Genomic DNA, 25,058 nt, shown 5'->3' on the forward strand with positions numbered 1-25,058 from the left:
CCGTCTTCCCCGTCTTCCCCGTCTTCCCCGTGCCTGGCAAGTATCTTGCTTGATCCCCACGGGCCTCGGGAATGCCGCAGCTTGCGGCCGGCGCCGGCGCGGGTATGCTGGAAGAGCCAGCATGCGGCACCGCAGCCAGCGCTGCCGGGGCCGCGCAGGGGGGTTCCCCAGATCGCAAGGCTGGGGACGCGAACATGGCCAACAACGGGCGGCCGGCAGTCCGGAACGCCCTCGACACGGAGGATGGGCCATCATGGCGGCGGCGCGGTTTTTCGACGAGATGCTGGACTGGAGGGGCGAAGGGGTCCCGGCCATCCAGGCGGGGCAGGACCTGCCGGCGGGCGCGGTGCGGCCGCACTACCGGCAGTTTGCGGACTGGCTGGCGCGGCAGTCGGAAGCGACCATGGCCAACAAGCGCGCGGAGGCGGACCTGATCTTCCGCCGGGTGGGCATCACCTTCGCGGTGTACGGCGACAAGGACGAAACCAACAGCGGCACCGAGCGCACCATTCCGTTCGACGTGATTCCGCGCATCTTCCCGGCGTCGGAGTGGGCGGTGCTGGAGCGCGGGTTGCGCCAGCGCGTGGCGGCGCTGAACCGCTTCATCCATGACATCTACCACGGCCAGGACATCATCCGCGCGGGCGTGATCCCGCCGGACCAGATCTACAACAACGCGCAGTACCGGCCGGAGATGCTCGGCATCGCGGTGCCGCAGGACATCTACGCCCACGTCGCCGGCATCGATGTGGTGCGCGCCGGCGAGGGCGAGTTCTACGTGCTCGAGGACAATCTGCGCGTGCCGTCCGGCGTGTCGTACATGCTGGAAAACCGCAAGATGATGATGCGCTTGTTCCCGGATCTGTTCGCGCGCAACCGGGTGGCGCCCGTGGCCCACTATCCCGACCTGCTGCTCGACATGCTGCGCAGCGTGTCGCCGCAGGCCATCGCCGATCCCACTGTGGTGGTGCTGACACCGGGCATGTACAACTCGGCCTATTTCGAGCACGCCTTCCTGGCGCAGCAGATGGGGGTGGAGCTGGTCGAGGGCAGCGACCTGTTCGTACAGGACGACTACCTGTACATGCGTACCACGCAGGGCCCGCAGCGCATCGACGTGATCTACCGCCGTGTCGACGACGATTTCCTCGACCCGCTGGCCTTCCGCCCGGATTCGGCGCTAGGCGCCGCCGGCCTGCTGTCGGTCTATCGGGCTGGCAACGTGACCATCTGCAATGCGATCGGCACCGGCGTGGCCGACGACAAGTCGATCTATCCCTACGTGCCGGACATGATCCGCTTCTACCTGGGCGAGGAGCCGGTGCTGGCCAACGTGCCCACCTATATGTGCCGCCGGCCGGACGACCTGCAGTACGTGCTTGACCACATGGACGAACTGGTGGTCAAGGAAACCCACGGCGCGGGCGGCTACGGCATGCTGGTCGGCCCGGCCGCCACGCGCGCGGAGATCGATGTCTTCCGCGAGGTCGTCAGGGCGCGGCCGGAGCAGTACATCGCCCAGCCCACGCTGGCCTTGTCCACCTGCCCGACCTATGTGGAGTCCGGCATCGCGCCGCGCCATATCGACCTGCGTCCCTTCGTGCTGTCGGGGCGCGAGGTGCGCATGGTGCCCGGCGGGCTGACGCGCGTGGCCTTGCGCGAGGGCTCGCTGGTGGTCAATTCCTCCCAGGGCGGGGGCACCAAGGACACGTGGGTGCTGGAGCGCTGAGACAGCGCCGGCCACGACCATTGCATTGCCAGGAGCCGAACCATGCTGAGCCGCACCGCCGACCATCTGTTCTGGATGGCGCGCTACACCGAGCGCGCGGAAAACACCGCGCGCATGCTCGACGTCAACTACCAGACCTCGCTGCTGCCGCAGTCCGCCGAAGTGGCGGAGCAGGGCTGGTGGGCCATGCTCGACATTTCCGAGCTGACGCGTGCCTTCGACGACAAGTACGGGCTGCTGTCGCGCGACGACGTGATCGATTTCATGGTGCGCGACATGACCAATCCCTCGTCCATCATGAGCTGCCTGCGTGCCGCGCGCGAAAACGCCCGTGCGGTGCGCGGCTCGCTGACGACCGAGGTGTGGGAGACCATCAACACCACCTGGCTGGAGGTGCAGCGCCTGATCGCCGACGGCGAACTGCAGCAGGATCCATCGCGTTTCTTCGAGTGGGTCAAGTTCCGCTCCCACCTGGCGCGTGGCGTGCAGTTCGGCACCATGCTCAAGGACGATGCCTTCCACTTCATGCGCCTCGGCACCTTCCTCGAGCGCGCCGACAACACGGCGCGCATCCTGGATGTCAAGTTCCAGTCGGAAGGCGGCGACGAGAGCGACCCGCAGCGCATGGAGAGCGATTTCTACCACTGGGCGGCGGTGCTGCGTTCGGTGTCCGGCTTCGAGGTCTATCGCAAGATCTACCGCACGGTGATCACCCCGGAACGGGTGGCCGAGTTGCTGATCCTGCGGCCGGACATGCCGCGCTCGCTGGTGTCGAGCATGGAGGAGGTGGTATCGATCCTGGCGCAGGTGCGCAACCAGCAGTCGGGCGAGACCGAGCGGCAGGCCGGCAAACTGCACGCCGACCTGAAGTACGCGCGCATCGACGATATCTTCGCGGTCGGCCTGCATGCCTTCCTGACCAGCTTCCTGGAGCGCATCGGCGGGCTGGGCAACGGCATCAGCGTCGATTTCCTGGTGCCGCCGCTGGCCGCGTGAGCGAGCCGGACCGCTGCCGTGCGCTACAGGATCCGCCACCACACCGTCTACCGTTACGCGGAGCCCGTGCGGCGCAGCGTCCATGAGCTGCGCCTGGCGCCGCGCTCGGGGCCGCTGCAGGCGGTCCATGGCTGGCAGATCGCGGCGCCCGGCCGGCTGTCGGAAGCGCGCGACGGCTTCGGCAACATCGTCCACAGCTTCACCCTCGGCGCGCCGAGCGACACCATCGGCATCACCGCCTGGGGCGAGGTGGAGGTGCTGGGAATGCAGGCCGGGACGCACGGCGCCTTCCAGGACGCCGGCGCCGATGGCGAGGTGCGGGTGTCGCCGCTTTACTTCCTCTCGGCGACGCCGCTGACCGCGGCGCCGGCGCCGTTGCGTGCGTTTGCCGCGCCGTTCCTGGCCGCGCGCCGCGATGTGCCGGCGCTGCTGGCGCTGGCCGCTGCGGTGGCCGCCCGGGTGCGCTACCAGCCCAATGCCACCAGCGTGGATACGGCGGCGGCGGAGGCCTTTGCGCGTGGCGCCGGCGTGTGCCAGGACCAGGCGCAAGTCATGGTGGCGGCCTGTCGTTCCCTGGGCATCCCGGCGCGCTATGTCAGCGGCTACTTCTACGACCCCAAGGCCGAGGCCCTGGCGAGCCACGCCTGGGCCGACATCTGCCTCGATGCCGGGCGCGGCCTGTGGTGCAGCATCGATGTCACGCACCGCTGCCTGACCGGGGGGCGCCACGTGCGCCTCGCGGTGGGGCGAGACTATCCATCGGCTGCACCGATCCGGGGCGTGCGCGAGGGCGGCAGCGGCGAAGCCCTGTCGGTGCGCATCGAGATCATGCCGGCGCAGGCGGGCGCAGCGTAGTCCCGCGGGGGGGGGCGGGAGGGCGTGGGCGCGCGCAACCGAGGGATGCCTCCAGCGGCGCCGCGGCCGCCGGCGCTAGAATGATGCCCGCAAGATCCCGGCGGCCGGCCTGGCCGCCGGGCCCGCCTTTGCACGACAACCCAAGGTATCCGAGAAGAAGATGACGTACTGCGTGGCCATGCGGCTCGATGCCGGCCTGGTATTCCTGTCCGACTCCCGCACCAATGCCGGCGTCGATGCCGTCGCCACCGCGCGCAAGATGACGGTGTTCGAGGAGCCGGGCGACCGGGTCATGGTGCTGATGACGGCCGGCAACCTGGCCATCAGCCAGGCGGTGCGCCAGATCCTGGTGGAAGGGCGCGACGAGGCGCGCTCGCTGTGGAAGGCGCGTGACATGTTCGAGGCTGCAACCCTGGTCGGCGATGCCGTGCGCCAGGTGCATAAGCGCGACGCCCACGCGCTGCGCGAGGCCGGTATCGAATTCAACGTCAGCATGATCTTCGGCGGCCAGGTCCGCGGCGAGCGGGCCCGCCTGTTTCAACTCTACGCGGCCGGCAACTTCGTCGAGGCCATGCCCGAGAACTGCTACTTCCAGATCGGCGAGGCCAAGTACGGCAAGCCCATCGTGGACCGCGTGGTGCAGCCTTCGATGCCGTTGGGGGAAGCGGCGAAATGCGCGCTGATCTCGATGGATTCGACGTTGAAGTCGAATATTTCGGTGGGTTTGCCACTCGACCTGCTGGTCTATGAAGCGGATGCGCTGCGCGTCACGCGCTTCGTCAACATCGACGAGAAGAACGCCTATTTCCGCATGATCCGCGATACCTGGGGGCAGCGCCTGCGCCAGGTTTTCGGCGAGATCAGCGATCCGCAGTGGGATGCTTCCCTGCCGGCCGAATTCCCGCTGGCCCGCCAGGGCGAAGCCGACCGCTGGGGCCAGCCGGTGCGCGCGCGCCGGCGGCGCCCGGGCACGCCGGCTTGAGGGGGAGGCGATGCGCGAGATCATCCACTTTTCCCATGCCAACGGCTTTCCCGTCTCCACCTACCGCAAGCTGTTCGGCCTGCTCGAGGACGATTTCGAACTGCGCGCCGTCGAACGCTATGGCCATCATCCGGACTATCCGGTCACGCGGGAATGGCCGCACCTGGTCGAGCAGCTGCTGGCCTCGATCGATGAGCGCTACCGCGAGCCGGTCTGGCTGGTCGGGCACTCGCTGGGCGGCTTCCTGTCGCTGATGGCCGCGTTGCGGCGCCCGGCGCGCGTGCGCGGCGTGCTGATGCTCGATTCGCCGGTCATCGCCGGCTGGCGGGCCTCGCTGCTGAAGGCCGCGCAGGCGCTCGGCCTGGACGAGCGGCCCAGTCCGGCGGCGGCCGCCAAGCGGCGCCGCACGCACTGGCCCGACGCGGAGTCGGTCTGGCAGCACTTCAAGTCCAAGCCGAACTTCGCCGTGTGGGACGAGGAGGTGCTGCGCGACTATGTCGAGCACGGCACCGAGGCCACGGGCAAGGCGCAGGAACGCCGGCTGCGTTTCGAGCGCCAGGTGGAATACGACATCTACCGGACCCTGCCTACCAGCCTGGGACGCCAGTTGGCGGGCGGGGCGCCGGTGCCCGTGGCCTTTATCGCCGGCACCCGCTCGCGCGAGGTGCGGCAGTGCGGCATGGGTGCCACGCGCAGGCTGGTGGGCGAGCACCTGCGCTTCATCGAGGGCGGCCACCTGTATCCGATGGAGCAGCCCGGACAGACCGCGGTGCTGGTGCGGGAATTGATCGGCGCGATGCGCGCGGCGGGGCACTGATAGCGGTGTCCGGCGGCGTGCGCCGGGCAGGTGCCGCGGGCAAGCGCTGCATAGGCCATGGCGTGCCCGGCCGGCGGCTGCGCGGCGAATTTCGCGGCCGCGTGGGGCGGGCTCTCATGTATAATCCCGATTTCCCCGGCAAGCTCGGTTTATGACCAAATTCGTCTTCGTCACCGGTGGCGTCGTCTCTTCCCTCGGCAAGGGCATCGCTGCCGCCTCGCTCGCGGCCATTCTTGAGTCGCGCGGCCTCAAAGTCACCCTCCTCAAGCTCGATCCCTACATCAACGTCGATCCCGGCACGATGAGCCCCTTCCAGCATGGAGAGGTGTTCGTGACCGAGGACGGTGCGGAGACCGACCTGGATCTCGGCCACTACGAGCGTTTCGTCTCGGCCAAGATGCGCAAGTCGAACAACTTCACCACCGGCCAGATCTACGAATCGGTGATCCGCAAGGAGCGTCGCGGCGAATACCTGGGCAAGACCGTGCAGGTGATTCCCCATATCACCAACGAGATCCAGGCCTTCATCGAGCGCGGCGCGGCCGCCTCGCACGACGGCAAGGCCGACGTGGCGCTGGTCGAGATCGGCGGCACCGTGGGCGACATCGAGTCGCTGCCCTTCCTCGAGGCGGCGCGCCAGATGAGCCTGCGCATGGGCCGCAACCATGCCGCCTTCGTGCACCTGACGCTGGTGCCGTTCATCGCCAGCGCCGGTGAGCTGAAGACCAAGCCGACCCAGCACTCGGTGCAGAAGCTGCGCGAGATCGGTATCTCGCCGACCGCGCTGCTGTGCCGCGCCGACCGCCCGATCCCGGACGACGAGCGCGCCAAGATCTCGCTGTTCGCCAATATTCCGCAGGATGCCGTGATTTCCGTGTGGGATGCGGACAGCATCTACAAGATCCCGCAGATGCTCAACGAGCAGGGCCTGGACCGCCTGATCTGCGAGGAACTGCGCCTGGACCCGAAGCCGGCCGACCTGTCGATGTGGCAGCGCCTGGTCAACGCCCAGGAAAACCCGCAGCACGAGATCACCATCGGCATGGTCGGCAAGTACGTCGACCTGACCGAGTCCTACAAGTCGCTGATCGAGGCGCTGCGCCACGCCGGCATGCACACCGCGACCCGCGTCAACATCGAGTACATCGATTCCGAGGAACTGGAATCGGGCCACCTCGAAGTGCTCAAGCCGCTGGACGCCATCCTGGTGCCGGGCGGCTTCGGCAAGCGCGGCACCGAAGGCAAGATCCGCGCGATCCAGTACGCCCGCGAGAACAAGGTGCCCTACCTGGGCATCTGCCTGGGCATGCAGCTGGCCGTGATCGAATTCGCCCGCCACGTGGCAGGCATGGGCGATGCGAACTCCACCGAGTTCAACCTCGAGACCGAGCACCCGGTGGTCGCGCTGATCACCGAGTGGGTGGACCGCGAAGGCAAGGTCGAGCAACGCAGCGCCGATTCCGACCTGGGCGGCACCATGCGCCTGGGCGCGCAGCGCGTGCCGGTCAGGGAAGGCACCAAGGCTGCGCAGATCTACGGCGCCGAGGTCAACGAGCGCCATCGCCACCGCTACGAGGTCAACAACCACTACGTGCCGCAGCTGGAGCAGGCCGGCATGGTGATTTCCGCGCGTACCCCGACCGAGAACCTGCCGGAGATGATGGAGCTGCCGGACAGCCTGCATCCCTGGTTCGTCGGCGTGCAGTTCCACCCGGAATTCACCTCGACCCCGCGCGACGGCCACCCGCTGTTCAAGGCCTACGTCGAAGCGGCACTGGCCAACCAGCAGCGCAAGGCAGGCTGAGGCCGCGGCAGGCAGGAGAGAGCGATGAAACTCTGCGGATTCGAAGCCGGGCTCGAGCAGCCCTTCTTCCTGATTGCCGGGCCCTGCGTGATCGAGTCGCAGCAGATGGCGCTGGACACCGCCGGTGCACTCAAGGAGATCACCGGCGAGCTGGGCATTCCTTTTATCTACAAGTCCTCGTTCGACAAGGCCAACCGCTCGTCGGGCAAGTCCTTCCGCGGACTGGGCATGGAGAAGGGACTGGAGATCCTGGCCACGGTCAAGCGCGAGATCGGCGTGCCGGTGCTGACCGACGTGCACGAGATCGAGGAGATCAAGCCGGTCGCGGCCGTGGTCGACGTGCTGCAGACGCCGGCCTTCCTGTGCCGTCAGACGGATTTCATCCGTGCCTGCGCGCAGAGCGGCAAGCCCGTCAACATCAAGAAGGGCCAGTTCCTGGCGCCGCATGACATGAAGAATGTCATCGACAAGGCGCGCGAGGCCGCCCGCGAGGCAGGCCTGCCCGAAGACAGCTTCATGGCCTGCGAGCGCGGCGTGTCCTTCGGCTACAACAACCTCGTCTCGGACATGCGCTCGCTGGCGATCATGCGTGAGACGGGTGCCCCCGTCGTGTTCGACGCGACCCACTCGGTGCAGTTGCCGGGCGGGCAGGGCACCAGTTCGGGCGGCCAGCGCGAGTTCGTGCCGGTGCTGTCGCGCGCTGCCGTGGCCACCGGCGTGGCCGGGCTGTTCATGGAAACGCATCCGGACCCCGCCAAGGCGCTGTCGGACGGCCCCAATGCCGTGCCGCTGTCGCGCATGAAGGAGTTGCTCTCGGTGCTGAGAGACCTGGATGCGCTGACCAAGCGCGCCGGCTTCCTGGAAGACAATTTCGGCTGGCCCGCCTGCGCCTGACCGACGCCAGGCCTCGCCGCCGGTTCTCCTTGCGGGGCCGGCGGTGACGGCAGGTATCGAAAGACAATACGAAATCATCGGAGATAGATCATGGCCGCAGGCTATATCATCGCCTACGTCGACGTCACGGACCCCCAGCAGTACGAGGAGTACAAGGTGCTCTCCAGTCATGCCATGCAGGTGCACGGAGCCGAAGTGCTGGTGCGCGGCGGCCAGACCGGGCAGCTCGAGGGCCAGTGGGCGCCGACGCGCGTGGTGGTGCTGAAGTTCCCCAGTTTCGAGGCGGCCAAGGCCTTCCACGACAGCGCGGAGTACCGCGCGGCGCGCAAGGCGCGTGAGCATGCGGCGCACATGAACATGATCGTGGTCGAGGGCGTCTGAAGCCCTGACGCGCCGAAGCGGGCCTGTCGCGGCCCTCTTCCCGGTTTCCAGCATTTGCAGCTTTTGCAGCTAGCGGTACAAAGAATCCACAATCAAAGAGGAATCCATGAGTGCAATCGTAGATATCATCGGTCGCGAGGTTCTGGACTCGCGCGGCAATCCCACCGTGGAATGCGACGTTCTGCTCGAGTCGGGCGTGATGGGCCGCGCCGCGGTGCCGTCGGGCGCCTCCACCGGTTCGCGCGAAGCCATCGAGCTGCGTGACGGCGACAAGTCGCGTTACCTGGGCAAGGGCGTGCTGAAGGCCGTCGAGCACATCAACACCGAGATCTCCGAGGCCATCATGGGCCTGGACGCTTCCGAACAAGCCTTCCTGGACCGCACCCTGATCGACCTGGACGGTACCGAGAACAAGAGCCGCCTGGGCGCGAACGCCATGCTGGCCGTGTCGATGGCCGTGGCCAAGGCTGCCGCCGAGGAAGCCGGCCTGCCGCTGTACCGCTACTTCGGCGGTTCGGGCGCGATGCAGATGCCGGTGCCGATGATGAACATCGTCAACGGTGGCGCGCACGCCAACAACAGCCTGGACATCCAGGAATTCATGATCATGCCGGTGTCGCAGACCAGCTTCCGCGAAGCGCTGCGCTGCGGTGCCGAGATCTTCCACGCGCTGAAGAAGATCCTGGCCGACAAGGGCATGTCGACCGCGGTGGGCGACGAAGGCGGTTTCGCGCCGAACTTCGCTTCCAACGAAGAGTGCCTGAACACCATCGTGCAGGCGGTCGAGAAGGCCGGCTACCGCATGGGCGACGACGTGCTGCTGGCGCTGGACTGCGCCGCCAGCGAGTTCTACCGTGAAGCCGAGGGTGTCTACCACCTGGAAGGCGAAGGCCTGAAGCTGAGCTCGGAGCAGTTCGCCGACTACCTGGCCAACCTGTGCGACAAGTTCCCGATCGTGTCGATCGAGGACGGCATGGCCGAAGGCGACTGGGACGGCTGGAAGACCCTGACCGACAAGCTGGGCAAGCGCGTGCAGCTGGTGGGCGACGACCTCTTCGTCACCAATACCAAGATCCTGAAGGAAGGCATCGACAAGGGCATCGGCAACTCGATCCTGATCAAGATCAACCAGATCGGCACCCTGACCGAGACCTTCGCCGCGATCGAGATGGCCAAGCGAGCAGGCTACACCGCCGTGATCTCGCACCGTTCGGGCGAGACCGAGGACAGCACCATCGCCGACATCGCGGTGGGCACCAACGCCGGCCAGATCAAGACCGGCTCGCTGTCGCGCTCGGACCGTATCGCGAAGTACAACCAGCTGCTGCGCATCGAGGAAGATCTCGGTGATGTGGCCAGCTACCCCGGCAAGAGCGCGTTCTACAATCTGCGCTAAGCTGCCGGGTAGCCGCCGCCGTGCGCCGTCCTTGACGCGTGCGCGACGGCGGCCTCCCTTGCCATTCCGCGGTTCGCCCGGCTTCTGCCGGGCCTTTGCGTCATACGCTCCATGCGCCTGATTTCGCTGCTGTTGTTCGTGCTGTTGCTCGCCATCCAGTATCCGCTCTGGCTGGGCAAGGGAGGCTGGCTGCGCGTCTGGGAGCTGAACAAGCAGGTCGAGGAACAGAGCGTGCACAACCAGGCGCTCAAGCTGCGCAACGCCAAGCTGGAAGGGGAAGTGAAGGACCTCCAGGACGGCACCGGCGCCATCGAGGAGCGGGCCCGCTACGAACTGGGCATGGTCAAGGATGGCGAGGTCTTCGTGCAGTTCGTCGCGCCGCCGCCCAAGGTCAGCGCTACGCCGCCATTGCCGCCGCCGCCCAACTCGCCGGCCGCCACCGGTCGCCACTGAGCCGACCCGGCATCATCCGCCCGTTCCGGGCCCGCCCGCCGTCCGGCCGGGCTGCTCACCGCCTCAAGCTGCCTTCCCCGCGCATCCGGCCGCCATCCGGCGGATCATCCGCGCCGGCTTCGCGCCGGCCGCGCCTCGTCGAGCCTTACCACCACCCGTACGGATAGCCGCCCCAACCCCAGTAGCCGGGTGCGCCGAAGCCGACCGAGCCGCCCCAGCGGCCGCCGCTCCAGCCGCCGTAGTAGACACTCCAGGCGGGGGCCGGCGCGTAATAGTAGCGGGCCAGGGCTTCGGCCTGCCGTTCTTGCGCGATGGCGGCCTCCTGCTCGCGCAGGACCTGCTGGTTCAGGGCATCGAGACGCTGCTTCTGCTGCGGTGTCAGCGCAGCGTCAGACGCGCCGGTGACGCCAGTGGCGCCAGTCGCACCAGTCGCACCAGTCGCACCAGTCGCACCAGTCGCACCAGTCGCGGCATCGGGGGCCAGGCGATAGGTGGGAGGCGAGCCGTTGCTGTCGCGTGGCAGTTCGGCGCAGCCGCCGGCGGTGAGCAGCGCGGCGATACCGGCCAGGGCCGCCGCCCTGGCGCGCGGGCGCGTTTGCCGTAGCGGTGGCAGCGCGGAGCGGCGGACTGGAGGGAAGCGCGTGGACATGGTCATGCCTCGAAGGGATCGACTTCCCGTTGGACCACATGCCCGCGCCGGTGGTTTCCGCCGGCGCGGCGGTTTGCCTCAGTGGTGCTGGTGGGCACCGTCGCCGGCACCGGTCGCGGTCGGTGCCGGGGCGAACAGCTGGGCGCAATCGACCGCGTCGAAGTGGTACTGCTGGCCGCAGAAGTCGCAGCGGATATCGGCAGCGCCGCGTTCGGCCAGCAGGCCTTCGATCTCCTCGCGGCCCAGCGATTGCAGCATGCCGGCCACCTTGGCGCGCGAGCAGGAGCAGCGGAACTGCGGGCGCGCCGGCTCGAACACGCGCAGGCCGGCCGCCTGCAGGTCTTCCCAGAACAGCCGGCGCAGTAGCGTGTCGGGCGATTCCGCCAGCAGTTCCGGTGCCTTCAGCGTGGCGCCGAGCTGGCAGGCACGGTCCCAGGTGTCGAGATCCTGTGCCTGGCCGACGCCGTCCAGCGCGCCGCCGGTCTCGCCGACCACGGCCGCTTCGCGCGCATGGCCGGCTTCCAGCGTGCCACCGTAGGAGGGCAGCTTCTGCAGCAGCATGCCGGCCGCGACCTGGTCGTCGGCTGCCAGCCAGAGCCGCGTGTCGAGCTGCTCGGAGCTGTGCATATAGTGTTCGAGCACCTCGCTCATCGACGCCAGTGGCCCGTTCTCGTCGGCCAGCGGCACGATGCCCTGGTAGGGCTGCTGGCCGGGCAGCTTGTCGTGTGGATCGAGCGTGATGGCGAAACGGCCGCGGCCGCCGACATTGACCAGTTCGGCGAGGGTCGCGTCGTCGGCCAGCTCGACATCCTCTGCCAGCTTGGCGGTCGCGCGCAGGCTCAGGTCGGACAGGCACTCGACCACCAGCATGCGCACCGGGCCGTCGCCGTGCAGCTGCATGACCAGGGCCCCGTTGAACTTGAGGTTGGCCGACAGCAGCGCCGCCGCCGCCATCATCTCGCCGAGCAGCTGGCGCACCGGGGCCGGATAGTGCTGGCGTTCCAGCACCTCCCGCCAGGTGGATTCGAGCCGGACCAGTTCGCCGCGCACGGGGGCCGCGTCGAACAGGAATTTCTGCAGGGTATCTGGGGAGCGGGTATCGGTCACAATCACTCTTCGGTCAAACGGGTTGGGTTGGGCGCCCGGCCTCGGCTCAGTCGAGGCGCTTGAGCTGCGTCTTGTACATGGCCTGGCGCTCGGCGTAGGTCGCCGCGTTGCGGTACAGGTTGGCCACTTCCTGGTCGTTCAGCTCGCGTACCGCCTTGGCGGGCGCGCCGAGGATCAGGCTGCGGTCGGGGAAGGCCTTGCCCTCGGTCACCACCGCACCGGCGCCGACCAGGCAGTTCTTGCCGATCACGGCGCGGTTCAGCACCACCGCCTGGATGCCGATCAGCGAGCCCTCGCCGATGGTGCAGCCGTGCAGCATCGCCTGGTGGCCGATGGTCACGTTGTCGGCGATGTCCAGCGGGCAGCCCGGATCGGTGTGCAGCACCGAGCCTTCCTGCACATTGCTGCCTTCGCCCACGGTGATCGGCTCATTGTCGCCGCGGATCACCACGCCGGGCCAGACGCTGGCGCGCGCCTTCAGCGTCACGTTGCCGATCAGGGTGGCTTCTGCCGCCACGTAGGCGTCGGGGTCGATCTGGGGGGCGAGGTCGCCGAGCTGGTAAAGCGCCATGGAGTCTCCTGGGCAATGGCTGGGGGAAAGATGGGGGCCGCCCGGCGTCTTTAAAGAGCCTTGCAGCAGAGCAGGGGGCGCATGCGGCGCGCGCCCGGCCCTACAATGGCGGCAGCCGAGATTTTACGCCGATGCCAGACCAGCGACTCAACGACCGGTGCGCCACGGGTGCACCCGATGCCGGACAATCCGATGCCGGACACATTGCCCCGGCCGCTCCGGGGCGACCATGCCTGCGCGAGCAGGCTCTCCACGTGCTCTGCCTGACCGATGCCCGAGCCAAGGCGACGGCGGCGCGCGAGCTGTACCGGCGTGCCAGTGCCGAGACCGATGCCGCACTCGGCTGCGGACTCGTGCTGCCGGCGCCTGCCGGTGTCCCCGGCCGTCCCCGGCGGCCCGAGCTGGTGCCGCCGCGCGAGGTCGGGCCACGCCGCTCGCCCCATACCGAACTGGGGCGGGCGACCCTGATCCATGCGCTGTCGCATATCGAATTCAATGCGATCAACCTGGCGCTGGATGCGGTGTGGCGCTTCGCCGATATGCCGCCGGCCTACTACCGCGACTGGCTGCGCGTAGCCGACGAGGAGGCCCTGCACTTCACGCTGCTGGCCGACCATCTCGCCACGCTCGGCCATGCCTACGGCGATTTCCCCGCCCACAACAGCTTATGGGAGATGGCCGACAAGACCGCCGGCGACGTGCTGGCGCGCATGGCCCTGGTGCCGCGCACGCTGGAGGCGCGCGGGCTGGATGCGTCGCCCGCGGTGCGTGCGCGCCTGGCGGCGGCGGGAGACCATGCGGCCGCCGCCATCCTCGACATCATCCTGCGCGACGAGGTAGGCCACGTGGCTATCGGCAACCGCTGGTTCCGCTGGCTGTGCGCGGTGCGCGGGCTCGACCCGGTATCGAGCTACGCGGAGCTGGCGGCGCACCATGGCGCGCCGCGCCTCAAGCCGCCGTTCAACCTGCCGGCACGCCGCGCCGCGGGCTTCGACGACGATGAGCTGGCCTGGCTCACGGCGCAACAGGATTAGTCTGCAGAGACCGGCGTGGTGGCGCGCTCCGCTTCGAGCTGCCGCAACACGCGCCGCTGGATCTTGCCGGTAGTGGTCATCGGCAACTGCTCGATGAACTCGATGGCCTTCGGATACTCGTAGGGGGCGAGGCGGCCGCGCACGTGCTGCTGCAGTTCGGCGACCAGCGCGGCATCGGCCGCGGGCGAGCGCGCCACGCCGGGGCTCAGCACCACGAAGGCCTTGACCACGGCGCCGCGCTCGGGGTCGGGCGAGGGCACCACGGCGCAGTTCGACACGGCTGGATGCTTGAGCAGGCAGTTCTCGATCTCGTTGGGGCCGATGCGGTAGCCCGAAGACTTGAAGACGTCGTCGGCGCGGCCCTCGTACCAGAGATAACCGTCGTCGTCGAAGCGCGCCAGGTCGCCGGTGCGGAACCAGCGCAGGCCGTCGTGGCTCGCATACTTGGCCTCGGTCGCTGCCTCGTTGCGCCAGTACCCGAGAAAGATGACCGGGTCGGCGTGGCCGGCGCGGTCGGTGGCACATACCGCCACCTCGCCGATCTCGCCGCCGGCGCAGGGCCGGCCGTCGTCGTCGATCACGGCCACGCGGTGGCCGGGATAGGGCCGGCCCATCGAACCCGCGCGCGCGGGCCAGCCCAGGCGGCCGTCGTCGTACTGGGCGGCGCAGTTGCCGACCACATAGTTGATCTCGGTCTGCCCGAACATCTCGTTGACGATGACGCCGAAGGCCTCGCGGCACCAGGCGAAGACGGTGTCGCCGACCGCCTCGCCAGCGCTCATCAGCGCGCGCAGCCGCAGCCGGTAGCGCTCCGCCGGGCGCGGGCAGGCCTTCATCATCTGCTTGAGCGCGGTGGGGAAGAGGAAGGTATTGGTGACCTGGTAGCGCTCCAGCAGCGTGAAGGCGACCTCGGCCGAGAAGCGACCCTGGTAGCCCACGATGGGTTTGCCGAAGTAGAGCGCCGGCATCAGCGCATCCCATAGGCCACCGGTCCACGCCCAGTCGGCCGGGCTCCAGAACACGTCGTCGTCCTGCGGGTACCAGTTCTGCGAGCAGACGAAGCCGGGCAGGTTGCCCAGCAGCGCACGGTGCGGCAGCAGCGCGCCCTTGGGTTGGCCGGTGGTGCCGCTGGTGTAGATCAGCACCGCGCCGTCGTCGGCGCGCGTCGGCTCGGGCGTGAAGTCGGCCGGCCCGGCGGCCAGCAGCGCCTCCCAGCCATGGTCGGCCCCGGCGGCGGCCGCGCCGACGCCGATCACCGTTTCCAGCGCCGCGCACTCGCCGCGCGCCGCCAGCAGGTTGTCGAGCGAGCCCTCGTCGGCGATGGCCACGCGCGCGCCGCCGTGTTCCAGCCGGTAGGCCAGGGCCTCGGGGCCGAACAGCATCGACAGCGGCATGGCGATGGCGGCCAGCTGGTAGACCGCCATGTGCGCGACCACGGTCTCGATACGCTGCGGCAGGATGATGGCGACGCGGTCGCCGCGCCCCACGCCGAGCGCCCGCAGGGCTCGCGAGAGACGGTTGGCGGCGGCCTGGATGTCGGCGAAGCTGTGGCTCGCGCGCCGGCCGTCCTCGTGCTCCGCATGGACGGCGATGCGCTGCGCGGTGGCGGGGTCGCGTGCCCAGCGCGTGCAGCATGCCTCGGCCAGGTTGAAGGTCTCGGGCACGTCCCAGCGGAACGATTCGTGCAGCGCGGCGTAGTCGTCGCGCCGGGTGGCCGGCAGGGCGGCGGATGGCATCGGGTGTCTCCAGTCGGTCCGAGGCCCGCCGGCCCGCGCACGACGCCGGGCGGCGAGCCGTTATAATCGCGGTAAAAGAACGACCGTTCTTTTTTTGCTTCCTGCGTCAGCCGGGCGGTGCCGGATCTCCCGCGCGGACGGCCGGGGCCGCCACGGAGACAGCATGACGATCAGAGAAACCTCGCGCTCGCAATGTATCACGCTGCGCGGGCTGCAATACCACGTACGCCAGTGGGGCGAGGAGGGCGCGCCCATGCTGTTCCTGCTGCATGGCTGGATGGATGTCTCGGCTTCCTTCCAGTTCCTGGTCGATGCCTTCGCACGCGACTGGCACGTGGTCGCACCCGACTGGCGCGGCTTCGGCCTGAGCGACTGGCCGGCGCGCTACCCGGGCACGCGGTCCTACTGGTTCCCGGACTATGTGGCCGACCTCGAGGCGCTGCTCGACCACTACCAGCCGCAGGGCCAGGTGGACCTGGTCGGACACAGCATGGGTGCCAACGTGGCCTGCCTGTATGCCGGCATCCGTCCGCAGCGGGTGCGCCGCGTGGTGGACCTGGAGGGCTTCGGCATGACGGCGACGCGGGCCGAGCAGGCGCCCGGGCGCTATGCGCGCTGGCTGGACGAGTTGCGCGCGCAGCCGGAGATGCGTACTTACGACGACCTGCAAGGCGTGGCGGAGCGGCTGCAGAAGACCAATCCGCGCCTGTCCGACGCGCGTGCTGCCTTCCTTGCCGCACATTGGGCGCGCTGCAACGAGGCGGGGCGCTGGGAGATCCTCGGCGATCCGGCCCACAAGCTGGTCAACCCTGTGCTGTACCGGCTCGACGAGGTGATGGCGATCTGGGCCGAGGTGCAGGCACCGGTGCTGCACGTGGAGGCGCGCGATTCCGCCACGCTGCGCCATATCGCCCACAAGCAGGAGATCGCTGAGTTCAAGCAGCGCTTCGCTGCCTTCCGCGATTTTCGCGAGGCCGTGGTGGATGAGGCCGGCCACATGCTGCATCACGACCAGCCGGAAGCGGTGGCCCGGCTGGTGGAGGACTTTCTTGCCTGAAGCTTGCCTGACGCCGAGCCTGGCGCGTCGCCAGCGGTGCCGTCAGGCGTGCGTGAGCCTTTCCTTGAGCGTGGCGTTGTTGCTGGTGTGCACGTGTACCAGGGCCTTGTCGGGGAAGGCGTAGTGGTAGGCGCGGCGCAGCGCCAGCGCGGCCTCGTGGAAGCCGGACAGGATCAGCTTCTGCTTGTTGGGGTAGTAGGCGATGTCACCGGCGGCGAAGATGCCGCGCCGCGAGCTTTCGTAGGTGGTGGTGTCGACCAGCACGCGGCCGGCGCGCAACTCCAGGTCCCAGTGCGCGATCGGGCCGGGTTCGGTCACCAGGCCATACAGGGCCACCAGTTCGTCGGCCGGCAGCGTCAGCGGCGCCTCGCGCGTGCGCACTTCCACCGCGGCCAGTTGCTCGCCGTCCGGGCCGGGCGCGCACTGCAGGGCCCCCAGCATGCCGATCACGAAGTCCATTTCGCCGGCGGCCACGGCCGCCTTCATCTCGGCGACGCTGGCGTCTGCGGCACGGAAGCCATCGCGCCGGTGCAGCAAGGTGACGCGCGCCGCCACCTTGCGCAGCGCCAGGGCCCAGTCCAGCGCCGAATCGCCGCCGCCGGCGACGACCACGCGCTTGCCGGCGAAGCGTGCCACCTCACGCACGGCGTAGTGAAGGTGGCGCCCCTCGAGCGCGGCCGCTTCCGGCAGCGCGACCCGCTGCGGCGCGAAGGCGCCGGCGCCGGCGCAGACCAGCACCGCCGCCACGTCGAACTGCTTGCCGCCGTCGGTCGTCACCAGCAGGCGCGCATGGCCGTCGCGCTCGACTTCCGCCACGCTGCTGGCGCGCTGGCCGAAATGCATGGGGAAGGCGAACGGCGCGCATTGTTCCAGCAGCCGGTCGACCAGGTCCTGCGCGAGGCAGCCGGGCACGGCGGGAATATCGTAGATCGGCTTCTCGGGATAGAGCTCGGTGCACTGGCCGCCGGGGCGGTCGAGCACGTCGATCAGCTCGCATTGCAGGCCCAGCACGCCGGCCTGGAAGGCGGCGAAGAGGCCGACCGGGCCGGCACCGATGATCAGGACATCGGTGCGTACCGGAGCGGCGGCAAGCGGGGCGGAGGCGGGAGCAGGGGTGGATTCGGGCATGGCGTGGCGGCCGGCGCGCGGCGCGGCCTCGGGGACGGTTAGGGCGCGAGGCCCGTTCAATCTCCCACTATACCGCCTGGCGGGGCGCCGGCCGTCCACGCCAGCATTGGCGGCAGGGGCATCGGCGCACCTCGCGGCCCGCCGCGCGATGCCTGCGCCATCACAGCGGCAGATCACAGGAGTAGAATGTCCCTATGCTGAATCCCAACGCCCTCAACGCCGATCTGCATTGCCATTCCACCGTCTCGGACGGCACGCTGGCCCCCGCCGTGGTCGCCGAGCGTGCGCACGCCGGTGGTGTCGCGCTCTGGTCGCTGACCGATCATGACGAGGTCGGTGGCCAGGCCGAGGCGCGTGCCGCGGCCGAGGCGCTGGGCATGCGCTACGTGACCGGTGTCGAGGTTTCCGTGACCTGGGCCAGCCAGACCGTGCATATCGTCGGGCTGCAGATCGATCCCGCCTGCCAGGCGCTGATCGACGGCCTGCACGACACGCGCTCGGGTCGCGCACGCCGCGCGCGCGACATGAGCGAGGCGCTGGCCGGCATCGGCATCGCCGGTGCCTACGAGGGAGCGCTGCGCTATGTCGGCAACCCCGACCTGATCTCGCGCACGCACTTCGCGCGCTGGCTGGTCGACCAGGGCTACTGCGCCGACATCGGCGAGGTGTTCGACAAGTACCTGGCGGAAGGGCGGCCGGGCTACGTCGGCCACCGTTGGGCCACGCTGGCCGAGGCCGTGCACTGGATCCGCGCGGCCGGCGGCATTGCCGTGATGGCCCATCCGGGGCGCTACCACTACACCGACCTGGAGCACGACGCGCTGTTCGACGAGTTCAAGCAGCTCGGCGGCGGTGCGGTCGAGGTCGTCACCGGCAGCCACACCCCCGACCAGTACCGCCGCTACGCCGAGGTCGCGCGCCGCTACGGCCTGCTGGCCTCGCGCGGTTCGGATTTCCATGGCCCGGGGGAAGGGCGCGTCGAGCTCGGCGCGCTGCCGCCGCTGCCCCCCACGGTCAAGCCGGTCTGGCACGACTGGTAGCCGCCATTGCCACCACGGTGCCACTGCGGCCGCGCAGCGTGAGTGCGGCCGGCGCCTGCCGACATCGCCCCCATGTCCCAGTTCTTCGATACTCACCCGCTCAATCCGCAGCCGCGCCTGATCAAGCAGGCCGCGCAGATCATCGCCCAGGGCGGCCTGGTCGCGCTGCCGACCGATTCCTGCTATGCGCTGGCCTGCCGCCTGGACGACAAGACGGCGGTGGAGCGCCTGCGGCGCCTGCGCGGCATCGACGACAAGCACCACCTGACGTTGATGTGCCGCGACCTGTCCGAGCTGGGCAACTTCGCGCGCGTCGACAACCGCCAGTATCGCTGGCTCAAGGGCGCCACGCCCGGGGCCTATGTCTTCATCCTGGAGGCCACCAAGGAGGTGCCGCGCCGGCTCTCGCATCCGTCGCGTAAGACCATCGGCGTGCGCGTGCCCGACAACGCCATCGCGCAGGCCTTGCTGGCGGAGACGGGCGAGCCGCTGCTGTCCGCCACGCTGCAGCTGCCCGGCGACGAGGTGCCCCTCAACGATCCGGCGCAGATCCGCGCGCGCCTGGAGAAACTGCTCGATCTCGTCATCTGCGGCGGCCCGGCGCCTGCCCAGCCTTCCACCGTGATCGACCTGACCAGCGGCGAGCCCGTGCTGGTGCGCGCCGGACGGGGTGATATCGCGCGCTTCGGCCTGTGAGCCAGCCCGCCGGCCGCCTGCCGGGGCGACCGGCCCGCCCGGTACAATAGCGTTCCATGGACTCCTCCCTTATCCAGACTTTCGCGGTCTACGCCCTGCCGGTGCTGTTCGCTATCACGCTGCACGAGGCGGCGCACGGCTACGTGGCCAAGCTTTTCGGCGACAACACGGCCTACGTGCTGGGACGCGTCAGCCTTAATCCGCTGCGCCACGTCGACCCCATCGGCACCATCGCGGTGCCGCTGCTGCTGTACTTCCTGACCGGCGGCCAGTTCGTGTTCGGCTACGCCAAGCCGGTGCCGGTCGCCTTCGACCGCCTGCGCAATCCGCGCTGGCACGGCATGTGGGTCGCGCTGGCCGGACCCGGCAGCAATGTGGCGCAGGCCTTCCTGTGGGCCCTGATGGCCCTGGGACTGCTGATGGCGCATGTGCAGGAGCCGTTCTTCGTCGAGATGGCGCGCGCCGGCGTGCTGGTGAACCTGGTCGTGGCGGCCTTCAACCTGTTCCCGGTCCCGCCGCTGGACGGCGGCCGCGTGCTGACCGCGCTGCTGCCGCAGCGTATCGCCTACGCGGTCGCGCGCATCGAACCTTACGGGATCTTCATCGTGCTGGCGCTGGTCGCCGCCGGGGTCATCACGCAGGTCTGGATGCGCCCGGTAGTCAACCTGCTCAGCTCACTGGTCGAGCTGATGCTGCGGCCGCTGCTCGCCTTGATCCACTGATGTACTGATGCACCGAGCCGCGAGCCATCGCGTCTTTCCCGAATCAACCGCTTCCCCATCACAATCATGACGTTCCCCGATCGCGTTCTCTCCGGCATGCGGCCCACCGGTGCGCTGCACCTGGGCCACTACCACGGCGTGCTGAAGAACTGGGTCCAGCTGCAGGCCCAGCACCCCTGTTTCTACTTTGTCGCGGACTGGCATGCGCTGACCACGCACTACGAGTCGCCCGAGGTGATCGGCCAATCGGTATGGGAGATGCTGATCGACTGGCTGGCCGCCGGGGTCGATCCCGAGCAGGCCACGCTCTTCATCCAGAGCCGCGTGCCCGAGCACGCCGAACTGTTCACGCTGCTGGCGATGGGCACGCCGCTGGGCTGGCTGGAGCGCGTGCCGACCTACAAGGACCAGATCGAGAAGCTCAAGGACAAGGACCTGGCCACCTACGGCTTCCTCGGCTACCCGCTGCTGCAGGCGGCCGATATCCTGATCTATCGCGCCGCCTGGGTACCGGTCGGCGAGGACCAGGTGCCGCACGTGGAGATCACGCGCGAGATCGCGCGCCGCTTCAACTACCTGTACGGGCGCCAGCCCGGCTTCGAGGAGCTGGCGCAGGAGGCGGCCAAGAAGCTCGGTGGCAAGCGCACCAAGGCCTTCCTGGAACTGCGCAAGGCCTTCCAGGAGCAGGGCGCACAGGAGTCGCTGGAGGAGGGCCGCGCCCTGGTGGCGCAGTCGCAGAGCCTGTCGGCGGCCGACCGCGAACTGCTGCTGGGCTACCTGGCCGGCTCGCGCCGCACCATCCTGGTCGAGCCGCAGGCGCTGCTGACCGCCGCGTCGCGCATGCCGGGGCTGGACGGGCAGAAGATGTCGAAGTCCTATGGCAATACCATCCGCATGCGCGAGACCAAGGACTCGGTCGAGAAGAAAGTGCGCACCATGCCGACCGACCCGGCCCGGGTGCGCCGCAGCGATGCGGGCGAGCCGGCGCGCTGCCCGGTGTGGCAACTGCACCAGGTCTATTCCGACGAGCCGACCCGCGAATGGGTGGAAAAGGGCTGCCGCAGCGCCGGCATCGGCTGCATCGAGTGCAAGCAGCCGGTCATCGATGGCATCCTGCGCGAGCAGCAGCCGATGCTGGAGCGGGCGCAGCAATACATGGACAACCCGGCGCTGCTGCGCGACATCGTCGACCACGGCTGCGCGAAGGCCTCCGAAGTCGCGCGCGAGACCATGCGCGAAGTGCGCGACGCCATGGGCCTGGGCTACCGCTGAGCTCCGGCGTGACGATGGCAATCCCTGGCGCCTCGCCGGCCGCCTCCCACCCGGGCCTGGGCGAACCCTCGTCCTGGGTGACGCGCTGGGCGCACCTGGTGCGGCCGGGCGGGCGGGTGCTGGATCTCGCCTGCGGCGGCGGCCGCCATGCGCGCTGGTTCGCGCAGCGCGGCCACACGGTGCTGGGTGTCGACCGCGATGCCCAGGCCGTGGCCGCGCTGCCGGCCGGCGTGGCCGGCAGGCAGGCGGACCTCGAGCAGGGTGACTGGCCGCTGGCCGGCGAGGCACCCTTCGATGCCATCGTCGTCACCAACTACCTGCACCGGCCGCTGTGGCCGCACCTGCTCGGCGCCCTGGCGCCCGGCGGCGTGCTGATCTACGAAACCTTCGCCAGCGGCAACGAGACCGTCGGCAGGCCGTCCAATCCCGATTTCCTGCTGCGCCCGGGCGAACTGCTCGAGGCGGTGCATGGACACCTGCGCGTGGTCGGCTACGAGGACGGCCTGCTGCAAGTGCCGAAAACGGCGTTCGTGCAGCGGCTGTGTGCCGTGCGCGAAACCGCGCGCGAGCAGGGGGCGGCGGGGCCGCCACGCTATCCGCTGCCGGCCTGAGCCCAAGCCCGGGCCGGCGCGCCCGGGCAGGGAACTACCTAGGGGCGGCGCGGTCGAACCCGCGGTCGGCGGGCCGGTGGTATCCGGTACAATCGCAATATTTGCATCTCCAGAAACCCATTCCTATGACACAGATTACCGGCAGCATCGTGGCGATCGTCACCCCGATGCAGGAGGACGGCAGCCTCGACTACCCGGCGCTGCGCGCGCTGATCGACTGGCACGTGGCCGAAGGCACCGACGCCATCGTCATCGTGGGCACCACGGGCGAATCGCCCACCGTCAACGTCGATGAGCACTGCGAGCTGATCCGTGTGGCCGTGGAGCAGGCCGGCAAGCGCATCCCGATCATCGCCGGTACCGGTGGCAACTCCACGCAGGAGGCGATCGAGCTGACCGCCTTCGCCAAGCAGGTGGGTGCCGACGCTTCGCTGCAGGTCGTGCCGTACTACAACAAGCCGACCCAGGAAGGCATGTACCGCCATTTCCGCACCATCGCGGAAGCGGTCGACCTGCCGGTGCTGCTGTACAACGTGCCGGGGCGCACCGTTGCCGACATGAGCAACGACACCATCCTGCGCCTGGCGCAGGTGCCCGGCATCGTCGGTGTCAAGGAAGCCACGGGCAATATCGACCGTGCCGCGCAGCTGATCCACGAAGCGCCGGCCGGTTTCTCCATCTACAGCGGCGACGACCCCACCGCGGTGGCGCTGATCCTGCTGGGCGGCCAGGGCAATATCTCGGTCACCGCCAACGTGGCGCCGCGCAAGATGCATGAGATGTGCGTGGCGGCGCTGAAGGGTGATGTGCAGACCGCGCGCCGCCTGCACATGGAACTGATCGCCCTGAACAAGGCGATGTTCGTCGAAGCCAACCCGATCCCCGTCAAGTGGGCGCTCCAGCAGATGGGCCGGATGCCGGGTGGCATCCGCCTGCCGCTGACGCCGCTTTCGCCGCAATACCACGACACCGTGCGCAAGGCGTTGTCGGCGGCCGGCCTGCTGGCCTGATCACGCGCGTCTCCCGCCGTCATTCCCTTCTCTAGGATTGCGTGTCAATGAAACTGAAGCTTAACCGCGGCGCGCTGCCTGTGCGCCACGCCGCCTTGGTCGTGCCCCTGCTGGCCATCGGTGCCGTGTCCGGCTGCAGCAGCATCAACGATATGATGCAGCCCGACAAGATCGACTATAAGTCCGCCGCCTCCAGCAAGCGCGGCCCCAAGCTGGACGTTCCGCCCGACCTGACCAAGCTGGAGGGCGATCGCCGCTACTCGGTGCCGGGCGCTACCGCGGCCGACGGCAATTCGTCGACGCTGTCCGACTACAAGCAGGCGACCAAGGTGCAGGAGCAGGCTCCGGCCGAGAACGTGCTGCCGGTCGCCAACGGCATCCGCATGGAGCGTGATGGCAACCAGCGCTGGCTGGTGATCAGCAACGGCACGCGCGCCGACCAGCTGTGGGAGACGCTGCGCAGCTTCTGGCAGGAGAATGGCTTCCTGCTGGTGCAGGATTCGCCCGAGACCGGTGTGATGGAGACGGACTGGGCCGAGAACCGCGCCAAGATCCCGCAGGACTTCATCCGCAACACGATCGGAAAGGTCTTCGACGGCCTGTACTCCACCTCCGAACGCGACAAGTTCCGCACGCGCGTCGAGCGCGGCGCCAACGGCACGCTCGAGGTTTACATCAGCCACCGCGGTGCGCAGGAACAGTTGACCGGCATCGACAAGTCCAACACCGTGTGGACCGCGCGCCCGGCCGATCCGGAGCTCGAAGCCACCTTCCTGGCGCGCCTGGCGCAACGCCTTGGCGTGCAGAAGGAGCAGGCGCAGGCCATGGCCAAGAAGACCACCGGCACCAATGCCGCGGCCGCCGAGGTCAATGTGCCGGGTTCCGGCGGCAAGTCCCTGCTGACCCAGGTCAACGGCGTGCAGGCCCTGCAGATGGGCGAGCCCTTCGATCGCGCCTGGCGCGCGGTCGGCCTGGCACTGGATCGCGTCAACTTCACCGTCGAGGATCGCGACCGCTCGCAAGGCCTGTACTACGTGCGCTATGTCGATACGCGCGACGTCGCCGACAGCCGGGGCTTCTTCTCCAAGCTGTTCACCAAGCCGAACGATGCGAAATCGGCGAAGAAGTACCGCGTCGCGCTGAAGGGCGACGGCACCGGCACCGTGGTCACGGTGCTGAACGACGCCGGCCAGCCCGAGTCCAGCGATATCGGCAAGCGCATCCTGTCGCTGCTCGACGAGCAGCTCCGCTAAGACGGCCGTGCCTGCACGGCAATCGACCCGCCGGCACCGCCAGGTGCCGGCATGATGCGCTTCGGTTTCCTCGGTAGCGGCAGCGAAGGCAATTCGCTGCTGATCGAATCCTGTGCGGGGGCAACGGCCACGCGCGTGCTGCTGGACTGCGGCTTCGGCCTGCGCGAGACCGCGCGCCGGCTCGAGCGCCTGGGCGTGCAGCCGGACCAGCTGGACGCGGTGCTGGTGACCCACGAGCATGGCGATCACGTCGGTTCCGCCTACGCTTTCGCCGCGCGCCATGGGCTGCCGGTCTACACCAGCCATGGCACCTGGCTCGCGACCTCGCACTTGCGTGGTGCCGCGCACGCCGATGTGCGGGTTTGCGGTGCCGATCATCCCTTCGCCGTCGGCGATCTCGAGATCCTTCCGTACACGGTGCCGCACGACGCGCGCGAGCCACTGCAGTTTGTACTCGGCGACGGCGACGCGCGCCTCGGCGTGCTGACCGACGCCGGCATGCTGACGCCCTATGTCACGGCGCGGCTGTCGGGCGTTCATGCACTTGTGCTGGAGTGCAACCATGATCGCGAACTGCTGCGCAACTCCGCCTATCCTCCCTCACTGAAGCGCCGCATCGGGGGCGACTTCGGCCATCTGGCCAATGAAGTGGCGGCCGAGATCCTGGCTTGTGTCGTCCATGATGGCCTGGAGCGGGTGGTGGCGGCGCACCTGAGCAAGCAGAACAATACCCGGGAGCTGGCGACCAGTGCGCTGGCGGGGGTGCTGGGGGAGGGGCGGGCGGAGATCCTGGTGGCGGATCAGGAGGCGGGCCTGGACTGGCAGCCGGTGCGCGCCTGAGGCGGGCGGGGAGTGCGGTGGCGGG

The 25,058-nt window shown here is 68.9% G+C and carries 25 protein-coding genes; 20 read left to right on the plus strand and 5 right to left on the minus strand.

What is annotated here, in order from left to right; genetic code table 11:
* Nucleotides 1-253: 253 nt before the first annotated feature.
* The 10 genes from BKK80_RS08030 (at nt 254) to ftsB (ending at nt 10,307) form a co-directional block, all read left to right on the plus strand.
* On the plus strand, nt 254-1,729 hold the full coding sequence (locus BKK80_RS08030) for a circularly permuted type 2 ATP-grasp protein (RefSeq protein ID WP_071037203.1): 1,476 nt from the start codon (nt 254-256) through the stop codon (nt 1,727-1,729).
* A 42-nt stretch (nt 1,730-1,771) separates the two neighbouring features.
* Nucleotides 1,772-2,725, plus strand: coding sequence for an alpha-E domain-containing protein (locus BKK80_RS08035; RefSeq protein ID WP_071012129.1), 954 nt, complete (start codon nt 1,772-1,774; stop codon nt 2,723-2,725).
* 18 nt (nt 2,726-2,743) lie between these two features.
* Entirely contained in the window at nt 2,744-3,580 is an 837-nt protein-coding gene (locus BKK80_RS08040) for a transglutaminase family protein (protein WP_071012131.1), read from the plus strand.
* Nucleotides 3,581-3,740: 160 nt separating this feature from the next.
* Complete coding sequence (locus BKK80_RS08045; protein ID WP_071012132.1) at nt 3,741-4,562, plus strand: proteasome-type protease; 822 nt, start codon at nt 3,741-3,743, stop codon at nt 4,560-4,562.
* Nucleotides 4,563-4,572: 10 nt separating this feature from the next.
* Entirely contained in the window at nt 4,573-5,379 is an 807-nt protein-coding gene (locus tag BKK80_RS08050; RefSeq protein ID WP_071068827.1) for an alpha/beta hydrolase, read from the plus strand.
* A 151-nt stretch (nt 5,380-5,530) separates the two neighbouring features.
* A complete protein-coding gene (locus BKK80_RS08055) occupies nt 5,531-7,183 on the plus strand; it encodes a CTP synthase (protein WP_071012136.1) in 1,653 nt (550 codons plus the stop codon).
* Nucleotides 7,184-7,207: 24 nt separating this feature from the next.
* Nucleotides 7,208-8,077, plus strand: coding sequence for a 3-deoxy-8-phosphooctulonate synthase (gene kdsA, locus BKK80_RS08060; RefSeq protein WP_071012137.1), 870 nt, complete (start codon nt 7,208-7,210; stop codon nt 8,075-8,077).
* 90 nt (nt 8,078-8,167) lie between these two features.
* On the plus strand, nt 8,168-8,458 hold the full coding sequence (locus BKK80_RS08065; protein ID WP_071012139.1) for a DUF1330 domain-containing protein: 291 nt from the start codon (nt 8,168-8,170) through the stop codon (nt 8,456-8,458).
* Between the two features lie 106 nt (nt 8,459-8,564).
* Nucleotides 8,565-9,854 (plus strand): phosphopyruvate hydratase, encoded by a 1,290-nt coding sequence (gene eno, locus BKK80_RS08070; protein ID WP_071012141.1) that lies wholly within the window; start codon nt 8,565-8,567, stop codon nt 9,852-9,854.
* Nucleotides 9,855-9,965: 111 nt separating this feature from the next.
* Nucleotides 9,966-10,307, plus strand: coding sequence for a cell division protein FtsB (gene ftsB, locus BKK80_RS08075; protein WP_071012143.1), 342 nt, complete (start codon nt 9,966-9,968; stop codon nt 10,305-10,307).
* A gap of 145 nt (nt 10,308-10,452) precedes the next feature.
* Here ftsB and BKK80_RS08080 read toward each other — a convergent pair whose 3' ends face one another.
* The 3 genes from BKK80_RS08080 to BKK80_RS08090 form a co-directional block, all read right to left on the minus strand.
* Nucleotides 10,453-10,956 carry a hypothetical protein gene (locus tag BKK80_RS08080; RefSeq protein ID WP_071012144.1) on the minus strand — a complete coding sequence of 168 codons (504 nt, stop codon included), beginning with the start codon at nt 10,954-10,956 and terminating at the stop codon, nt 10,453-10,455.
* A 78-nt stretch (nt 10,957-11,034) separates the two neighbouring features.
* Nucleotides 11,035-12,063, minus strand: coding sequence for an Hsp33 family molecular chaperone HslO (gene hslO / locus BKK80_RS08085; protein ID WP_071068828.1), 1,029 nt, complete (start codon nt 12,061-12,063; stop codon nt 11,035-11,037).
* 46 nt (nt 12,064-12,109) lie between these two features.
* Complete coding sequence (locus BKK80_RS08090) at nt 12,110-12,634, minus strand: gamma carbonic anhydrase family protein (RefSeq protein ID WP_071012147.1); 525 nt, start codon at nt 12,632-12,634, stop codon at nt 12,110-12,112.
* Between the two features lie 131 nt (nt 12,635-12,765).
* Here BKK80_RS08090 and BKK80_RS08095 point away from each other — a divergent pair, with 131 nt between their 5' ends.
* Nucleotides 12,766-13,668, plus strand: a complete 903-nt coding sequence (locus BKK80_RS08095) for a ferritin-like domain-containing protein (protein ID WP_084084484.1) — start codon at nt 12,766-12,768, stop codon at nt 13,666-13,668.
* Here the strand turns inward: BKK80_RS08095 and BKK80_RS08100 are convergent.
* Entirely contained in the window at nt 13,665-15,404 is a 1,740-nt protein-coding gene (locus BKK80_RS08100; protein ID WP_071068829.1) for an acyl-CoA synthetase, read from the minus strand. The genes BKK80_RS08095 and BKK80_RS08100 overlap by 4 nt on opposite strands.
* A 163-nt stretch (nt 15,405-15,567) precedes the next feature.
* On the opposite strand from BKK80_RS08100, the gene BKK80_RS08105 reads away from it, so the two are divergent.
* A complete protein-coding gene (locus tag BKK80_RS08105) occupies nt 15,568-16,461 on the plus strand; it encodes an alpha/beta fold hydrolase (RefSeq protein WP_071068830.1) in 894 nt (297 codons plus the stop codon).
* Nucleotides 16,462-16,503: 42 nt separating this feature from the next.
* On the opposite strand, the gene BKK80_RS08110 is transcribed toward BKK80_RS08105, so the two are convergent.
* Nucleotides 16,504-17,589, minus strand: coding sequence for an NAD(P)/FAD-dependent oxidoreductase (locus BKK80_RS08110; protein WP_071012152.1), 1,086 nt, complete (start codon nt 17,587-17,589; stop codon nt 16,504-16,506).
* A gap of 194 nt (nt 17,590-17,783) precedes the next feature.
* On the opposite strand from BKK80_RS08110, the gene BKK80_RS08115 reads away from it, so the two are divergent.
* From BKK80_RS08115 to BKK80_RS08150, 8 genes are all read left to right on the plus strand, one after another.
* The gene (locus BKK80_RS08115; protein ID WP_071012153.1) at nt 17,784-18,629 is read left to right on the plus strand and encodes a 3',5'-nucleoside bisphosphate phosphatase; all 846 of its coding nucleotides are present in this window, start codon (nt 17,784-17,786) and stop codon (nt 18,627-18,629) included.
* 72 nt (nt 18,630-18,701) lie between these two features.
* A complete protein-coding gene (locus BKK80_RS08120) occupies nt 18,702-19,325 on the plus strand; it encodes an L-threonylcarbamoyladenylate synthase (RefSeq protein ID WP_071012155.1) in 624 nt (207 codons plus the stop codon).
* Between the two features lie 56 nt (nt 19,326-19,381).
* Nucleotides 19,382-20,047: a site-2 protease family protein gene (locus BKK80_RS08125; RefSeq protein ID WP_071012156.1), complete on the plus strand. Its 666-nt coding sequence runs from the start codon at nt 19,382-19,384 to the stop codon at nt 20,045-20,047.
* A gap of 66 nt (nt 20,048-20,113) precedes the next feature.
* Nucleotides 20,114-21,319 carry a tryptophan--tRNA ligase gene (locus BKK80_RS08130; protein WP_071012158.1) on the plus strand — a complete coding sequence of 402 codons (1,206 nt, stop codon included), beginning with the start codon at nt 20,114-20,116 and terminating at the stop codon, nt 21,317-21,319.
* 14 nt (nt 21,320-21,333) lie between these two features.
* A complete protein-coding gene (locus BKK80_RS08135; protein ID WP_071012160.1) occupies nt 21,334-21,930 on the plus strand; it encodes a class I SAM-dependent methyltransferase in 597 nt (198 codons plus the stop codon).
* 125 nt (nt 21,931-22,055) lie between these two features.
* Complete coding sequence (gene dapA / locus BKK80_RS08140; protein WP_071012162.1) at nt 22,056-22,940, plus strand: 4-hydroxy-tetrahydrodipicolinate synthase; 885 nt, start codon at nt 22,056-22,058, stop codon at nt 22,938-22,940.
* 47 nt (nt 22,941-22,987) lie between these two features.
* A complete protein-coding gene (gene bamC, locus BKK80_RS08145; protein WP_071012163.1) occupies nt 22,988-24,193 on the plus strand; it encodes an outer membrane protein assembly factor BamC in 1,206 nt (401 codons plus the stop codon).
* Nucleotides 24,194-24,244: 51 nt separating this feature from the next.
* On the plus strand, nt 24,245-25,033 hold the full coding sequence (locus tag BKK80_RS08150; protein ID WP_071037193.1) for an MBL fold metallo-hydrolase: 789 nt from the start codon (nt 24,245-24,247) through the stop codon (nt 25,031-25,033).
* Nucleotides 25,034-25,058 lie beyond the last annotated feature (25 nt).

The organism is Cupriavidus malaysiensis, from assembly GCF_001854325.1.
GTDB classification, from domain to species: domain Bacteria; phylum Pseudomonadota; class Gammaproteobacteria; order Burkholderiales; family Burkholderiaceae; genus Cupriavidus; species Cupriavidus malaysiensis.